This is a genomic window from Phytoactinopolyspora halophila (assembly GCF_003287285.1).
GTDB lineage: Bacteria > Actinomycetota > Actinomycetes > Jiangellales > Jiangellaceae > Phytoactinopolyspora_A > Phytoactinopolyspora_A halophila.
Genome location: NZ_QMIG01000001.1, coordinates 283,132 through 299,841 on the forward strand (window position 1 = coordinate 283,132; position 16,710 = coordinate 299,841).

At 68.6% G+C, this 16,710-nt stretch carries 12 protein-coding genes; 3 read left to right on the forward strand and 9 right to left on the reverse strand.

Going from position 1 to position 16,710, the window contains the following annotated elements:
• Positions 1–104 precede the first annotated feature (104 nt).
• The 7 genes from DPM12_RS01300 to DPM12_RS01330 form a co-directional block, all read right to left on the reverse strand.
• Positions 105–2,009: a S1 family peptidase gene (locus tag DPM12_RS01300; protein ID WP_123788368.1), complete on the reverse strand. Its 1,905-nt coding sequence runs from the start codon at positions 2,007–2,009 to the stop codon at positions 105–107.
• Between the two features lie 286 nt (positions 2,010–2,295).
• Positions 2,296–4,569 (reverse strand): S1 family peptidase, encoded by a 2,274-nt coding sequence (locus DPM12_RS01305; protein WP_123788366.1) that lies wholly within the window; start codon positions 4,567–4,569, stop codon positions 2,296–2,298.
• Positions 4,570–4,940: 371 nt separating this feature from the next.
• Positions 4,941–5,594, reverse strand: a complete 654-nt coding sequence (locus DPM12_RS01310; protein WP_112256444.1) for an ABC transporter ATP-binding protein — start codon at positions 5,592–5,594, stop codon at positions 4,941–4,943.
• Positions 5,585–6,520, reverse strand: a complete 936-nt coding sequence (locus tag DPM12_RS01315; RefSeq protein ID WP_112256445.1) for an ABC transporter ATP-binding protein — start codon at positions 6,518–6,520, stop codon at positions 5,585–5,587. Before DPM12_RS01315 ends, DPM12_RS01310 begins: the two co-directional genes overlap by 10 nt.
• On the reverse strand, positions 6,517–7,515 hold the full coding sequence (locus DPM12_RS01320) for an ABC transporter permease (protein ID WP_112256447.1): 999 nt from the start codon (positions 7,513–7,515) through the stop codon (positions 6,517–6,519). The genes DPM12_RS01315 and DPM12_RS01320 overlap by 4 nt, the downstream gene beginning before the upstream one ends.
• Positions 7,508–8,506 (reverse strand): ABC transporter permease, encoded by a 999-nt coding sequence (locus DPM12_RS01325; protein ID WP_211658187.1) that lies wholly within the window; start codon positions 8,504–8,506, stop codon positions 7,508–7,510. The genes DPM12_RS01320 and DPM12_RS01325 overlap by 8 nt, the downstream gene beginning before the upstream one ends.
• Before the next feature lie 77 nt (positions 8,507–8,583).
• Complete coding sequence (locus tag DPM12_RS01330) at positions 8,584–10,167, reverse strand: ABC transporter substrate-binding protein (protein WP_211658188.1); 1,584 nt, start codon at positions 10,165–10,167, stop codon at positions 8,584–8,586.
• 161 nt (positions 10,168–10,328) lie between these two features.
• Here DPM12_RS01330 and DPM12_RS01335 point away from each other — a divergent pair, with 161 nt between their 5' ends.
• Positions 10,329–10,688: an ArsR/SmtB family transcription factor gene (locus DPM12_RS01335; RefSeq protein WP_112256451.1), complete on the forward strand. Its 360-nt coding sequence runs from the start codon at positions 10,329–10,331 to the stop codon at positions 10,686–10,688.
• Positions 10,689–10,752: 64 nt separating this feature from the next.
• Entirely contained in the window at positions 10,753–11,241 is a 489-nt protein-coding gene (locus DPM12_RS22740) for a hypothetical protein (protein WP_146751883.1), read from the forward strand.
• Here DPM12_RS22740 and DPM12_RS01340 read toward each other — a convergent pair whose 3' ends face one another.
• Positions 11,242–14,073, reverse strand: coding sequence for an FAD-binding and (Fe-S)-binding domain-containing protein (locus DPM12_RS01340; protein WP_112256453.1), 2,832 nt, complete (start codon positions 14,071–14,073; stop codon positions 11,242–11,244).
• A 114-nt stretch (positions 14,074–14,187) separates the two neighbouring features.
• On the opposite strand from DPM12_RS01340, the gene DPM12_RS01345 reads away from it, so the two are divergent.
• Entirely contained in the window at positions 14,188–15,309 is a 1,122-nt protein-coding gene (locus DPM12_RS01345) for a trans-sulfuration enzyme family protein (protein WP_112256455.1), read from the forward strand.
• Here DPM12_RS01345 and DPM12_RS01350 read toward each other — a convergent pair.
• A complete protein-coding gene (locus tag DPM12_RS01350; protein WP_146751884.1) occupies positions 15,275–16,690 on the reverse strand; it encodes an MFS transporter in 1,416 nt (471 codons plus the stop codon). The genes DPM12_RS01345 and DPM12_RS01350 overlap by 35 nt on opposite strands.
• Positions 16,691–16,710 lie beyond the last annotated feature (20 nt).

A 16,710-nucleotide genomic window follows, 5' to 3' on the forward strand; every position in this document is an offset into this window, starting at 1 on the left:
ACCTGCGGATCCTTCTCCAGGGTGTGGCCAGAGAAAATTAGAGATAATCCTGTGACTTGAGTGGCGTAATATACCGGATGTCACGGTATTTCCTTTTTGACCCATCAACTAACCCATCCCAACCGGCGCCGCACGGACGCCCACATGCCCACGGCAATCCCCGCACACGCCAGGCCGACGCCGACGAGTGCCACCGCGTGCCAGTCGACGCCGGTGTCAGGGAGCTCCTCCCCATCACCGCCGGACCCGTCGTCGCCAGGCGCGTCATCGCCACGGTCCTCCGCCTCGTCCGAGCCGTTGGAGCCGTCGGAGCCGCTACCGGACTCGCCCGGATCACCGTCGCGCCCGTTCTCGGCAGGCTCGTCGTCGCCGTCTTCGCCCTCGTCGTCGGCGCGCTCGTCCTCGTCGCGCTGATCGTCGACGTCCTCGCCGGGATCGGCCGCAGAACCGTCGCCTTCGGCCGCACCCTCGGCGTCCGGTGGAGCGCTGGCCTGGAGAGTGCCCTCGACGATGTCGGATCGCGAGTGCACGCCGTAGCGTGCCTGGGCCGCGAATCGATGGACGCCCTCCGCCGGCCGCGGGTCGTCGATCCTGATGGAGAACGTGCCGTCAGCGGAGATGGCCTCGGAGTACACCTGCTCATCCACACGTACGCCGATGACGTGGTGGGGCCCCGCATGTTCGACCTCGCCCTCGATCACTGGCGCTCCGGAATCGTCCTGCCTGACCGTGATGTCTGGGGTACTGACGGCGACAGCCAGCTCCCATTCGCCATCGGTGTAGAACTCGTCCGCGCTGAACCGGCTCCCGGAAAGCGCATAGCCGAAGCTGACGTGCTTTTCCGGGTCCCAGTCCGCACATTGGCCGGACTCGGGGCCGCCGGCGCCGCTCAACATGCCCACCGCGTGCGTTCCGGAGACGAACGGGCCGCCGCTGTCGCCGGGAGCGCTGCAGGCGGACGTCAGGAAGCCGGTGACCGACGCGGAACCGTACTCCACCCCGTAGTCCACCTCGTGATCGACCGCGAGGACCTCGCCGCACTGGTAGCCGCTGGTGATGCCCGAGCGGCACACGGGCTGTCCGACGATCGGTGCTGCCTGGTCCGTGATCTCGATCTCGCCAGCGCGGGGATCGCCGTCCCCGCCGTCCCACGTCGTGATGGCGGGTACCGGCGTCCAGTCCGGCTCGGTCACCCGGAACAGGCCGACGTCGTGACCGTCCGCGAACTGCCAGGCTCCACCGGAACCGATGCCGAGATCGGCTCCGGGTTCGGGCCATCCAGGCGTGTCGGGCGTCCACGGCTCTTCGGTCTCGATGTGCACCCAGCGGGTGTCATCTCCAGCATCCGGAAAGCAGTGCCCCGCGGTGATCACGACGGGTTCCCCGTCGGTGCTATACCCGTTGAACCCGGCCGAACAGTAACTCGAAAGAGTGCCATCCTCCTGCGGCTCGCCGTATCCGTAGCCGCCCTTGAACTCGTCATGCGGCACGATCGGCGCGTTCACATCCGGACTCTCGGGTGGCTCGTCGAGCACGACGGCGCCGGTAGCTTCGATCGCCTCCACGCTCTCGCCGTCGGCGTCGGCCGGCAAGATCCCGAGGGATCCTTCGTCCCTGTCGAAGACGGCGGCCGCGACGCCAACACCCTCCGCGCGCAACGATTCGACCACGTGCGACGCTGAGCGGGCCGTGGCGGCATCCGCCAGGAACTCCTCGACCGTGCCCCCGAGATCACGCTCAACGGCCTCGTGCAGCCCAGATGGAAGCTCCAGGGCCTGGTTCACGAAGTCCAGCGGCTCGAACGTCTGCCACGTCACCGGGAGGTGGATCGCGTGGTCTTCGCTGTCGACATCCGAGGGGATCTCGTCGGAGGCTGTCGGTTCTCCGTCAGCCGGCACTGCCATCGCCGATCCGGCCAGCGCCGGCATCGCGGTCCCAGCCATCACGGCGACCACCAGGCGGCAGGCAGCATCTCGGACCATCCGGCGGCGGGGCAAGGTCACACTCACACGTATCTCCAGCTCGAACACGAGGAACGCTGACGCGCCGATGTGGCGCGACTCGATAGCTCAGGTCGGATCTACGCTACGCGCAACAAGGCCCGTACGCAGCAAAGTTGTACGAAGCGAGCGAAGCTTTCCAGAGGCTATTTACGGCATTTCCCGCCAAATACGGGCACCCTCGATCGCAAAAATGCGCGATCGGGCCGGAGACGCATGGGCCGTTCGACCTATTCGACGTCCTCGCGAAGGCCGGCGGTGGATCTGGCGTCCCGCCACAGAACGACGGCCGCGATCAGGCGCCGCGGACCGCTCGCCGCCGCCACCAGAGGCCCACGGAGCCCAGACCGAAGAGGAGGAGACCACCCAGGATCGGCAGCAAGAGCGACGTCCCCGTCTCGGCGAGATCGTCCTCATCCGCGTCGACGCCACGCCGTTCACCCGTAGGAGGCCCGACGATCTCGAACGTGACCGACGCCGAACGCTCGGACTTGAGGTCGTCCACCGCCTGGATCGCACTCACCGTGTACCGGCCAGGAGGCAACCCTTCGAGCTCGACCTCCCAGTTTCCTTCCTCATCCGTGGTGGCGATGCGTTCACGTTCCGACTCCGCGTCGGTCGCGGGCTCCGGCGAGCCTTCCCGCTCCTCCGATGACGGCTGGATACGCGCCGCGACCGTACTTCCGGGTATGCCCGTTCCCGAGATGACATCGCGGGCGGTGACCTCTCCTCCGGGGCCGACAACCACAGGCGCACCGGGCACGATGCCGACACCTTCGATCGACGTGTTAGCAGTGCCGCCCCCGGTTTCCTGCGTGATCATCGCGTCGAAGCGGCCCGCGCGGGGCCCCTCCGGAGGGGCGATCGACCACGTACCGTCCGCATCGACCACCGTGGAGGTCATCTCGTCGTCGAATTCCAGGGTGATCCGCGCGCCGGGGTCGCCGGTGCCGGTGAAGCTCGGCCGTACGTTGCTCGTCGTCTCGCCGTCCGCAGGGCTCTGCACGACCAGGGATGCGACCTCGGCTACCTCGAATGTCTCGGTGACCGCCTCCGAGGTGGTCGCGTCGCCGGCCAACGAGGGCGCATGTGATGCGGCGACGGTGTAGGTGTGCCGGCCGGGTGAGAGCGATTCCTCGATCGGCGCCCGCCACGTACCGTCCGCTTGCACCTCCGCTTCGACCGGCTCGGCCCCGTCCACGTCGACGACGACGGTAGCGCCCGCGGCAGCGTCGACCCGACCCCGGACGGTCGGTTCCTTACCGGTGACATCCCCTTCGACCGGAGCGGTCACATCAGGTGTACCCACGTGGACCGCGAGGTTCCACTCGTCGCCGTAACGTTCGCGTACCGTGTCGGGACCACCGGCCAGGGCGTAGGCGAGCGTGACGGGTTGGCCGGTGGCATCACGGTCGTCCGCCTCGTCACATTCGCTCCCGGCCTGTGTCGACCCCGAGGTGATACCGATGGCGTAGTTGCCCGACACGACGGGTCCACCCATGTCGCCCGGCAGCGAGCACGCATCGAGCATGAAGCCCGACACCTCCTCGTCGCCGACGGGTACGCTCATCTCGGTCCCGAGAACCGAGCCACACGTCCAGTCAGACACCGCACCGGACGAGCACACGGGCGCTCCCGAGATCGGCAGGGTGGAATCGTAGATGGGCACCTGTGGCCCTTGTTCGCCTTCGCCCACCTCGGTGGCCACGCTCGGGGTGGGCGTCCAGGCGGTGGTGCTGACAGCCAGCTGGGCAACGTCATGGCCATCGCCGATTCCGATGCTGTCCTCGACGAACCGGGCAAAGGGCCCGGTTTCCCCATCTCCGTGATCGTCGGGATCATGGCGGTGAACGTCGTCGCGCTGCTCGTCCAAGTTCGGGGGGTCAGCGGTGTCTTCGTGCCCGTCGCCGCCGTCTTCGTGCCCGTCGCCGTCCTTGTCGGAGTCCTGCTCGGAGGCTCCGGACGACAGCAGGCCGTCGAGCAGTCCGACAACTCCGTCCAGCAGCCCGGACTCACCCTGGCTGCACTGTCCGGAGGTCAGCGTGCGTGGGTTGCCGTCCGGGCCCGTCCCGTTGAATGCCGCCGTACACCGAAAGACGGAATCCCCTTCGACGATTCCGTATCCGAACCCTCCGTGCACATCTCCCTCGGGCTGGGCTCCGTTCTGGTCCGGATCGTGCTCCTCCTCGTACGGGCCCCCCGTGAACTCGGCTTCCAGTGGACGCACACTGTCCGTCTCGCGATCGGCGATGGCCAGGCGGCCCTGCTGGCGAGCGGCGTCGACCGCGTCGGTGAGGGAATCTCCGACGTGAACCTCGGCACCAGTAGCAGCGGCGGCCGGCTCGTCAGCACGGTCCTCGACGACGACATGGAGCGTCGATCCGTCGAGCCAGGCCGCGGTAACGATGTCGCCCAACTCGTTCACGACGTCAGCGGCGTTCTTCGCGGCCGCCGCCTGGGCGAGATAACGTTCGGGCGAGACGTCCAGATCGCGTTCGATGGCTTCGACCAGGCCGGGAGGAAGGTCGTCAGCTTGTTCTTCGAAATCAGCAGTGTCGTACTCGTGCATCCGCACGTCCGCGACGGGCGAGTCTGCTGAGCTGGCATCATCACTGGCCGTGGCGCTGCCCAACGTAGTTGCAAAGATCAGTGATGACGCCACACTCGTGAGCGCGAACCGCCTACCGACCGCTGCAACGCTCATCAACGTCTCCCATGTCCCCGTTCAACTGGCCATTCCTACGAAACCGCGACACTAGCGGACATACCGGGACTCGCTACACGGTGGGCCAGGTCCCAAACCCGCCTCACATTACCCGGCCGGATCCGAGGACGCATCAAGAACGGAACCGGGCGACATGTTTTCCCTGTTCACTCAGCATACGCCTGCCGAGTACACAACGGTTCGAATTCAGACATGACCGTCGAAAGTGGGGCATCTCACGGAACCATATCGACCAGACGGTCGGCCCAGACATCGAGAAGTTCACGGTCGTGACTCACAGCGAGCACACCCATGCCGCGCTCGGCGACTTCGTCGTTCACGACTCGTACCAGAGCCGCCGCCGTGGACGCGTCGAGCATGGACGTCATCTCGTCACATACCAGATATCTCGGCTGCCAGGCCAGCGCCCGGGCAAGACATGCACGCTGCAACTGCCCGTCACTAATCTCATGCGCGCGCCGGCTCAGCAGGTCCCGGGCGAGGTCGACCCGGGTGATGAGCTCCACGACGCGTGCCTCCACGTCCCGCTCGGGAGCACCACCGGAGCGCAGCGGCTCGGCGACCGTATCGGCCACGGTGAACCGGGGATCGACGGACCGCCTGGGGGACTGAAACGTCACACCGACGGCCGTGCGGAGCCGCCTGGGTGCCCGGTGCCGAACCCGCGTGGCGCACTCACCGTCCAGCTCCACGCGGCCCGACCACGGGGCCAGCAAGAGCGCCAGCACGCGTGCAAGCGTCGACTTGCCACACCCGCTCGGGCCAACCAGCCCGACGACCTCGCCTGGCGCTACCGTCACACGCGCCCCGTCGAGTACCGGCTTCTCACGCCGATAACCCACCGTCACATCCACAGCTGTCAACGACATGCCACCGCTCGCCCTCCGTGCCAGGTCAGAGTCGGATCACCCGAGCACTCGCCGGGCACCCGCCGGTGAAACGCACATCCGGACGCGAGCTCCGTCAGGGAGGGCGGGTGCCCGGGTAGCGGTTGCAGGCCACCGGAGGGCAGGGCCGCCAGCAATCCCCGCGTGTAGTCGTGCCAGGGATCGGCGAGCACCTCCCGGGCCGGGCCAAGCTCGAGCAGCCGCCCCGCGTACATGACGGCCAGATGATCGGCGACGCGCCCGGCCGCGGCCAGGTCGTGGGTGATGAAGAGCACCGCCCGTCCGGTGCCGGCCACGAAACGGAAGAGATCGACCGTGTGGTCCACGAGCGCCCGGTCGAGCCCGGCCGTGGGCTCGTCGGCCACGAGAACGAGCGGATTGCCTGCCAGCGCCAGCGCCGTGACCACGCGCTGTGTCATCCCGCCAGAAAGCTCGTGCGGATAGCCGTACAGATCGTCCGGGTCCAGGCCCACCTGCTGGGCCAGCTCGTCGACCCGGCTGGCGATCTCGGCACCGCCGCCCTCGCTGCCGTGGTGGGCGAGCGCCTCGGCGAGCTGCGAACGAGCCGTGCGTACCGGGGTGAGATGTGTGCCAGCAGACTGTGGAATCAGCCCGATCCGTCGCCCACGAACCCGGGTGGCCAGTTCGTGCTCCGGCGCGCGAAGCAGTTCGGTCCGGGCAGCCGCGTCGTCCAGCCAGACCTGTCCACGCACCTGGGCGTTACCCGGAAGCAGCCCGAGAATCGTCGAAGCGAGAACGGACTTGCCACACCCGCTTTCACCGACCAGCGCCAGCACCTCCCCTGCTCGCACCGTGCAGGACAGGCCGGTGACAGCGGACACGAACCGGCCGCCGGGAAGGCGCAGCCGCACCGACAGGTTGTCGAGCTGCAGCACACCGGCCGTCACGGCAGCTCCTCGGAACGGCGCCTCGGCAGCACGTGATCCCGCCAGGCAGCTCCACACGCTGCTATCGCGAGCGTCGCCGCCACGAGCATCAACGACGGAAACACCAGCGTCCACCAGGATCCGAGCAGCAAGGACTCGCGCGCCTCGTCCAGGAGAGTTCCCAAGCTCGCCCGATGCGGCGGCAGGCCGAGGCCGAGGAAGCTCAACGCCGATTCGTGCCATACGGCATGCGGTAACAGCAACGCGGCGGCGACGACGGCTTGCGGCACGATGGCTGGCACGAAATGCCGGCGAATCACCCAGATGCGCCCGGCGCCACCCGAGATCGCCGCGTCCACGAACTCCCGCTGGCGCAGTGACAGCACCTCGGAACGGATCAACCGCGCCACCGGCGCCCAGTGGGTCAACGTGATAGACGCCACGATGGCGATCACGTTGCCCCGGTAGAGCGCGACAATCACGATGCCGAGCAGTAGGTGCGGGATCGCGTTCACGGTGTCCACCAGCCGCATCACGATCCGGTCCACCCACCGCCCGAGCCCGCCAGCCAGGACGCCGACGAGCACGCCCAGCACGGTGGACAGGATCGCACACGTGCCGGCGATGAGCAGCGAGATACGCAGCCCGGCCGCCGCACGCACGAAGAGGTCGCGCCCGGCCATGTCCGTGCCGAACGGCTGCGCCCACGACGGCGGCATGCCGGAGGCGGACAGGTCCACGGCGCGCTCGTCGAAGCCAGCCACGATCGGAACCGCGACCGCGTACGCCACGAGCGCGATCACGACGCCGATCCCGACGGCCAGCCGCTGACGTGCCGACAACCGCAGCCGCGACCGCCGCGCGCGCGTCCACGGGCGGCCCGCGTCGATCCATCCGTGCTCGTCAGCCGCCGTTTCCCCGGTTCGCTGCGCGGCGTCGGCGGGCGCGCTCGTCTCGTGTGGCCCGCCAGCCCTGCCGGGCGACGTTCGCTTCGTCCGAGCCGCGGCGTCACCCATCGGTTGCCACCCGAGGATCCAGGACGGCGTAGAGAACATCGGCAAGCAGGGAGCCGAGCAGGACGGCCACCGCGGCGAGGAGCGTCAGCGCCGCGAGGAGGGCGAAATCGACCTCGACGGCCGCCCGCACGACGGCGTCGGCCACGCCTGGCCAGGAGAACACCGATTCCACCAGGATCGCTCCCGTCACGAGCTCTGGCAGCCGCACACCAACCAGGGTGACGAAAGGCAACAGGGCCGTCGGCAGCGCATGGCGCAAGACGATCACCGGAAGGGGCAGGCCCCGTGCCCGGGCGCCGGTGACATAGTCCTCCCCCAGTGCCGCGATCATCGACTGCCGCACGTGCAACAGCAACCAGGGAACCTGAGAACAGGCCAGCACGCTGGCCGGCAACGCCATGTGCGTGACGACCTGGCCGAACGTCACATCCGCGCCGGGCTCCGTGAGCCCGGCGACGGGAAACCAGGACAACCCCAGGGCGAAGATCCCGATCGCCGCCAGAGCCACCACGAACGGAGGGATGCCCTCGACGGCATGGGCCAGGCCGGCCACCAGGCGGTCCAGCATTCCGCCGTGCCGCCACGCCGACCACACTCCGAGGCACAACGCGACGACGATCGCGAGCGCCAGAGCAGTCCCGGCCAGCAGCACTGTCCACGGCAGCCGCTCGGCCAGCACGTCGACCACGGGCTGCCCGTACACGCGCGACGTACCCAGATCGCCGGACAGCAGCGTCGTCACCCACTGGCCGTACTGGGCATACCACGGGTCATCCAGGCCCAACGTTCCACGAAGCCGCTCCTGTTCGTCCGCGCCAGCAGTCAGGTAACGATCACCGAGATAACCAGCAAGCGGATCGAACGGCGACGCCGCCGCCAGGACGAAGACGATCACCGATGTCAGCGCCACGACCGGCACCATCATCACCAGACGGCGCAGCACCATCCAGCCGATCGCGCGACGCCGGTCGGCTCGCGTCACCGACCGCATCAGGAAGCGATCGGCCTGCGCACACACTCCGTCATCACCAGTTCCCCGTCGTCGCGGCGCGCGTCACCGCCGGCAGCTCACTCGTCATCGGCATGCCAATCGGCGACGTTCCACCACGGCCCCCACGACACCCCGTGCGCATGGGGCTCGACGATCGGCCGCATACCGGCCCAGCCACGGTCCCGCATGACATAAGTGTGGTCGAGGAACGCGAGCATCACATACGCCGGATCATCGACATATTCCTGCTGCACCTCCCGATACGACTCGACCCGGCGCTCATCGTCCACGCTGTTCCGGCCTCGATCCAGCGCATCGTCGACCGCATCGTTGCGGTAGGCACTCGGATTCAGGAACGGGTTGGTCTCGTCGTAGTCGGCGTATTGCGAGTGCAGTGCCGTGTACACCTGGGGATCGGGGTCGAACGGGAACTCGCCCCCGCCGAGCATGCCGGCGTCGTCGGGAATCCTGGGGCGAAACTCCGTGCGGTCGACGGCCTCGAGTGACACCTCGATCCCGATGCCGCGAGCATCGGAAACGAAGGCCTGCCCCAGGTCGCGACGTATGGTCTCGTCGGGGAAGTACATCAGGGTGAACTCGGCGCGCACACCGTCCTTCTCCCGGACGCCGTCGTCCCCCTCGGTCCAGCCGGCCTCGTCGAGAAGCCGCCGTGCGGCCTCGGGGTCGTGCTCGAACACCGCTCCGGGGTCGTGATACTCACCGAACACTTCCGGTATCGGTGTGTACGCCGGAACGCCGTATCCGGCGAGCACCGCATCGATCATCGATTCACGATCGACGGCGAGGTTCAGCGCCTCGCGGATGTCGCGGTCGCCGGTGACGGGATGCCCGGACGGCATGGTGACACCTCGCCAGTCGGCACTCGGGTACGTCACCACATCGACGCCGTCCACCTCGTCGAACGTCTCGGCGAGCTTCGGGGGCAACCACGCGCCGTCGAAATCTCCGGCCTGCATTCGTTGGGCACGCGTGTTGTCGTCCGGCGCGATCGCGACGGTCAGCCGCCGCACCTCTGGTGCACCACCCCAGTAGTCGTCGTTCGCTTCCAGGACCACCTGCTCGCCACGTCGCCACTCCGCCAGCTCGTAGGGACCGGTCCCGATCGGCTCGGTGTTGAGCGCGGACTCTTCGACCGGCACGGGATCGTCCAGCGCCTCTTCGGGGGCGATACCCAGCAGCATTCGCGTGTCGAACGCAGCATAAGGGGATGCCAGGTGAAACCGGACGGTATGCTCGTCGACCTTCTCCACCTCGTCGAGCATCGCGTACGCCGTCGCGAGCGGCGAGGCGTATTCGGGGTCCAGGACCGCCTCGAACGTGGCCACAACGTCGTCGGCGTCGAACCGCGAGTCGTCGTGAAACCGCACGTCGTCACGCAGACGCACGGTCCACTCGGTGGCGTCATCGTTGACCTCCGGCATGTCCGCGGCAAGTGCCGGCTCCAGCGCCGGCGTCCCGTCCGCGTCAGCGGTCAGGCGGAGCAGGCCATCATAGATTTTCGAGGATCCATCCTCGCCGTGCCCGCCGATGGGGTTGAATCCCTCGGGCTCGAAAGAGTCGGCGAGAACCAGCTCGTCGTCAGGTGCGTTGGCGTCGTCGCCGGATGGATCGCCACACGATGTCACGAACAGTGCAGTCACGAACAGTGCACCAATGACCAAAACGGAATGAGCCAGGCGTCTCACAGCCCTCGACCATAGCTGAACAATTGTTCAGTCGTGAAGGTCTCTACCCATGATCATGAACACAAGCGCTCTCTATAGGTCTATATGTGTTCATGATCATGAGGTAGTGGGGCAGGATGACGGATGTGCCTGACGTTCCGGCAATCGATCCAGCAAAGCGGGCCGAAGCCGCAGCCGCGCTCCAGGAGGATCACACGATCGACGAATGGGCGCGACGGTTCGCCCTGCTGTCCGACCCCAATCGGTTGCGGCTCCTGTTCTGCCTTCACCGCGCGCCCGGCATCGCCGTCTCCGACCTCGCCGCTGCCGTGGGCATGAGCGACACATCCGTCTCGCACGCCCTGCGCCTGCTGCGTAGTAGCGGCTGGGTCAGCTCACAGCGTTCCGGACGAGCGATCCTCTACTCCCTGGCCGACGACACCATCCACGACATCCTGCACCGTCTCGGCGCCACTCATTCTGACGAGAGCGGTTGACGAGCTCCGGGTCATCCGCGTTCAGCCGTACTACGTTTTCTCGGGCCGCACTACGTCTACAGACGTGTTACGGCCCGAGGAAACGTACCAACCCTCGGTCACGCTCGCCGCCTCCGTCGTCCCTCCTCCAGCGGCTCGCCGTTCCAACCCCTCGGTCACGCTCGCCGCCTCCGTCGTCCCTCCTCCAGCGGCTCGCCGTTCCAACCCCTCGGTCACGCTCGCCGCCTCCGTCGTCCCTCCTCCAGCGGCTCGCCGTTCCAACCCCTCGGTCACGCTCGCCGCCTCCGTCGTCCCTCCTCCAGCGGCTCGCCGTTCCAACCCCTCGGTCACGCTCGCCGCCTCCGTCGTCCCTCCTCCAGCGGCTCGCCGTTCCAACCCCTCGGTCACGCTCGCCGCCTCCGTCGTCCCTCCTCCAGCGGCTCGCCGTTCCAACCCCTCGGTCACGCTCGCCGCCTCCGTCGTCCCTCCTCCAGCGGCTCGCCGTTCCAACCCCTCGGTCACGCTCGCCGCCTCCGTCGTCCCTCCTCCAGCGGCTCGCCGTTCCGGCACATGATCATTCGGAAGTGGCGGTGTCCAGGAGTTCGAGTACGTGGTGGTACTCCTCGCCAGTGGCCCGCGCCATGCCCATCTCGCAGGTCCGGTTGGACGACACGTATCCGGTGACGTCCACGCCGGCCAGCTCGGCGGCTTCCGCCTCCGTCGCCCCCTCGGTGAGCTCGGGGTAGAACAGCCCGCGGTCCCCGGCGAACCCGCAACACCCCCACGACGTGGGCACCACGACGTCGTCCGCGACCACGCCGGCCACGGCACGCACGTCGTCGACCGTGCCCATGTGCACCGACGAGCACGTCGGGTGGACCGCCAGCGATGGCAGCCGGCGGCGCACGCGAAGCCTCGGCAGGAGGGACTCGCGCGCGAACGTGACGGCATCGACGATCGTCAGCCGTGCGAAGCGCTCCCCCTCCTCGCCGCTCAGGGCATCGCCAATGCCCTCGAGGCCGTGCGCGCACGACGACGCGTCGCACGCCACCGGCAGTTCACCGAACCGCGACGCCTCCCAGAGCCCGGCGAACACCTGCCGTGCCATCTCCGCGTATCCCCGGGTGAAACCCTTCGAGGCCCACGGCGTGCCACAGCACATATTGGCGATGCCCTCGGGGATCGCGACCTCGAGGCCGGCACGCTCGCACAGCTTCAGGAACGCCGACGACGACCCGGCGCCGGCCAGCTCACCGCCGGCCGGCCCGAAGATCGCACCGATGCAGGCCGGGAAGAACACCACCGACGCACCCGCAGGGCGCCGCGGTGCCGGGCGTCGCCGCCCAGCCTTTGGCAGCCCACCGCCGGCATCCGGGACCATCCCGGGCCCGAACGCCCGGCGTCCGGCCGAGCTCGCCCGCGCGAGCAGCGGGTCCGGTATCGCTTCGGACACCTTCAGCCCGGCCCGAACGCCGTCCACGGCGCGTCCCCAGTGCCGCGCCGCCGTGACACCCGCCCGTTGCGCAGCGCTGCCGTGCTGCTGCGCGCGCATGCCCTTCATTACCGTGCCGGTGTCGATGTTCACCGGGCAGGCGGAGACGCACAGCGAATCCGCCGCGCAGGTGTCGACGGCGGCATACTCGTATTCCTCCTCCAGCTGGCGGCGCCGCTCGCCCGATGCCGCGGCGATCTCGCGCATCAGCACGATCCGCTGCCGCGGCGTGGTGGTCGTGTTGCGCGAGGGGCAGACCGGCTCGCAGTATCCGCATTCCACGCAGCTGTCCACCGCCGGGTCCACCACGGGGAGGGTCTTGAGGTTCTTCAGATGCGCGTCGGGATCGTCGTTCAGGAGGACGCCGGGGTTGAGCACCTCGTCCGGGTCAAAGAGCCGTTTGATCTCCCGCATGATCTCGTAGAGATCGTCACCGAACTGCCGGCGCACGAACGGAGCCATGATCCGGCCGGTGCCGTGCTCGGCCTTGAGCGACCCGTCCCGGCCGAGGACGAGGTCGACGAGGTCGTCGGTGAACGCCCGATACCGGGCGAGCTCGCGCGCGTCGCCCAGCATCGGATTGATCATGAAGTGCAGGTTGCCGTCCTTGGCGTGACCGAAGATGACGGCATCGGTGTACCCGTGCCGGTCGAAGAGACCGATCAGCTCGTTCACCGTCTCGGTTAGCACGGGCACCGGCACCACAACGTCTTCGAGCAGCGCTGTGGAGCCGACGGGCCGGGCGCCTGCCACCGCCGTGTACAGGCCCTTGCGCACTCGCCAGAGCTGCGCGCGGGCCGCAGCATCGCGAGGCAACGCCGCCGGCGCATCCAGCCGCAAGCCATCCAGCGCCCGGCGAGCGGACCCGGTGATCTCGTCCAGTTCCCCTATCGATCCGGCCTGGTATTCGACGAGCAGTGCGGTGTGTTCGGCGACGTCGATTCCCGTGATCGCGTCCGGCGCGCCCGGGTCGTTCTGGGCAACGCGCAGCGACGACGCGTCGAGCAGTTCGATAGCCCGGGCGCCGGAGGCGACGAGCGATTCCAGGGCGTCGGTGGCGCGCGGCAGCGAATCGAACACCAGCAACGTGGTGGCCGCGTGTGGCAACACGGGCACGGTGCGCATCGTCACCTCGGCAACGAACCCCAGGGTGCCCTCACTGCCGACGACGAGACGCGTGAGAATGTCGACCGGATCCGTCACGTCGAGGAAGGCGTTGAGCCCGTAACCCATCGTGTTCTTCATGGAGAACTGGTGCTCGATGGTCTGGCGCAGTGCCGAACTGGAGCGGATCCGGTCTCGCAACCGGATCAGTCCCGCGTGCAGCTCGGGTTCGTAAGCGCGCAACTGGGCCTCGGCGTCCGCGTCTCCGGTGTCGAGGACGGTGCCGCTGGGCAAGACCAGCACCATCGACTCGATGGTGCGATAGGCGGTGTCCCGGGTTCCGCAGGACATCCCGCTGGAATTGTTCGCCACGACGCCGCCGATCGTGCAGGCCGTCTCGCTCGCGGGATCGGGGCCGAGCCTGCGCCCGTAGGCGGCCAGCCGGGCGTTGACCTGGCGCAGCGTCAGCCCGGGTTGCAGCCGCACCCTGCCCCCGTCGTCGAGCACCTCCATCGCCGAGAAGTGCCGCCTCGTGTCGACCAGCAGGCCAGCCGTCGACGCCTGGCCGGATAGGCTCGTTCCGGCGGAGCGGAAGGTCACCGGCAGCCGGTGCCTCCGGGCGATCCGCAACGCGTCCGCCACTTCTGCGGCGTCCCGGGCGGTGTATACGGCTTGCGGGTGCAGCAGGTAGTGCGATGCGTCGTGTGCCATGGCCGCGGTGTCCGTGGCTGACGTGCGCACTGCGTCGCCACCCGCGAGCGTGCGCAAATCCGAAACGGCAGCGTCATTCTCGATAAAGGCCCCGGTCATAGATCAACCGTACCGGCACATCCGCCGCGCGTCCGAGATGGCCGGGAGCGTGAACCGGTGCCCTCCTCGACACGGCCCCATCCCCCGACACGGCCCATCCTCGATACTGGGCGGATGTCCACCTTCCAGAATTCACGGAATCCGGATGCGCACTCGCCTGGTACTCGCTGTGGCGGGCTGAGCCCGCAGAGCCGGCTCGTCGCCGGAGGGCGGCCGGAACCGGTTGCCGACGCTCCGCTCAACGAGCCGGTCACGCTCGCCTCCACCTACCACGCGGGCGGCGAGCGCGGTTACGGCCGTTACGGGAACCCGACGTGGGAGGCATTCGAGGACGTTCTCGGCGACCTCGAAGGCGGCAGCGCGCTAGCCTTCGCGTCCGGCATGGCGGCGTCGACCGCCGTACTGGAGCTGCTGCCCGCGGGAGCCGTCGTCGTCGCGCCGGATTGCGCCTATCTCGGTGTCCTCGAGCAGATGCGGGAGCGCCACGAGGCCAGGCGCATCGAGTTGCGCCAGGTCGACGTGAGCGACACCCCAGCCGTGCGGGCCGCGCTCGCGGGCGCGTCCATGGTCTGGCTGGAGTCGCCGACCAACCCCAAGCTCGACATCGCCGACGTGGCCGCCATCGGCGCCGCCGCCCACGAGGCCGGTGCACTGACCGTCGTCGACAACACGTTCGCCACGCCGCTGCTCCAGCAGCCCCTCCAGCTCGGTGCCGACGTCGTCGTCCACAGCGTGACCAAGCTCCTGAGCGGGCACTCGGACGTCGTCGCCGGTGCCACTGTGACCAGCGACGACGGCGTGTCCGCCCGCCTCGATCGGCACCGGCGGCTGCACGGTGCGACACCCAGCCCGATGGACACCTATCTCGCCCTCCGGGGGATGCGCACCCTGGGCGTGCGTCTCGACCGCGCCCAGGCGAACGCGGCCGAGCTCACCCGGCGGCTTTCCGAACATCCGGCCGTGACCAGGGTGCGCTATCCGGGGTGGGGCAGCATCTGCTCCATCGAGGTCGTCGGTGGCGCCCCGGGAGCGGACGCGGTGGTTGACGCGGTGCAGCTCTGGGTCAACACGACGAGTCTCGGCGGCGTCGAGTCCACCCTGGAACGTCGCCGGCGGTGGCCAGCGGAGAGCCACACGGTCGACGAGTCACTGATCAGGCTCTCCGTCGGCATCGAAGATCCGGACGACCTCTGGCAGGATCTCAGCCGGGCACTCGACGCTGCCCGGCGCCACTGACGGATCGTCGCCGCGCACCCTGTACGGCCAGCGCTAGCGCCGCGATGAGCGCGCAAAGCACCGCCATGCCCAGGGCGGCACGCATCCCGGAGAGCCCGTAACCACCCAGCGACCACACCACGATGGCCGCCGCCGAACCCAGGGCGAAACCGAGCTGACGCACCGTGCTCATCGACGCCGACACCGTGCCGAGCAGCTCCCGTGGTGCCGCACCGATGGCCAGCGTCATGAGTGGCCCGGTGATCAAGCCGGAACCGATCCCGATGATCGCCAGCCGCCACGCGACCTCCGGCGTCGACCACCCGGCATCCAGCGGCGCCAGGAGGAGCAGCCCGGTTCCCATCCCGATCGAGCCCACGAACGACGTACGGCGCGCGCCGTAGCGATCGGCCAGCCAGCCGCCGACCAATCCCAGCGCAGCCGTGCCGAGCGGCATCGCCAGCATCGTCGTGCCCGTCTGGCTCGGCGGCACGCCGAGTTCGCGCTGCAGGTAGAACGGGATGAGGAACAGCACGGCCATGCTCGCTACCGCGAACGTGAGCAGCGCCACGTGCGCGGCGGAGACTCCGCGAGTACGGAGCAGCCGGACCACGGCGTCGCTGTTCGGGGTCCGCAACCATGCCATGACGAGCGGGACGGCCACGAGCGCCAGCGCCAGCCAGCCGAATCCCGTCTCGGCGCCCAGCGAGAAGGCCAGCAGCAGGACGATGCTGGCCCCGCCGAGCAAGGCGATCTCGCCCGCCCAGGTCCGATCCGGCCACCGTAGGTGGCCGCCATGGTTCATCATCACCATCGCGACAGCCACGACCGCGACCACAATGGGGACGTTGACGTAGAAGATCCACCGCCAGCTCAGGTGTTCAACGAGCAGCCCTCCGAGCGCCGGTCCCGCCACCGCACCGAGCGGACCGACGGTGGAGACCAGCCCCATGGCCCGGCCCCGCGCCGTGTCGCTCACCGCCATCGTGGCGACGACCGGACCGATCGCGAACAGGACGGCACCGAAACCGCCTTGGAGCACCCGGGCGACCACGAGCCAGGCGAACGACGGCGCGACCGCCACCAGCACGCTGGACACCCCGAAACCGACCAGGGCGAGGATGAATGCCGGCCGCCGGCCGACCGTGTCCAGCCATCGGCCGCTCGGGATGGTCAAGGCGATGAGCGGGACCATGTAGCCGAGGACGACCCAACCGGTACTTCCGGTTGGGGTGTCGAACGAATCCTCGATGCTCGGCAGCGCGACGGTCACGATCGTCGAGTCCAATGTGGCCATGAAGACGACCAGGCCGGCGGCGATCACCAGCCACCACCGGTTCACACCGGCGGCCGCACCACCCGAAGTGTTCACTCCAGTCGAGTGAGCGTCCGTCTGGGGCACGGAACTTCCCTTCCCTCAGA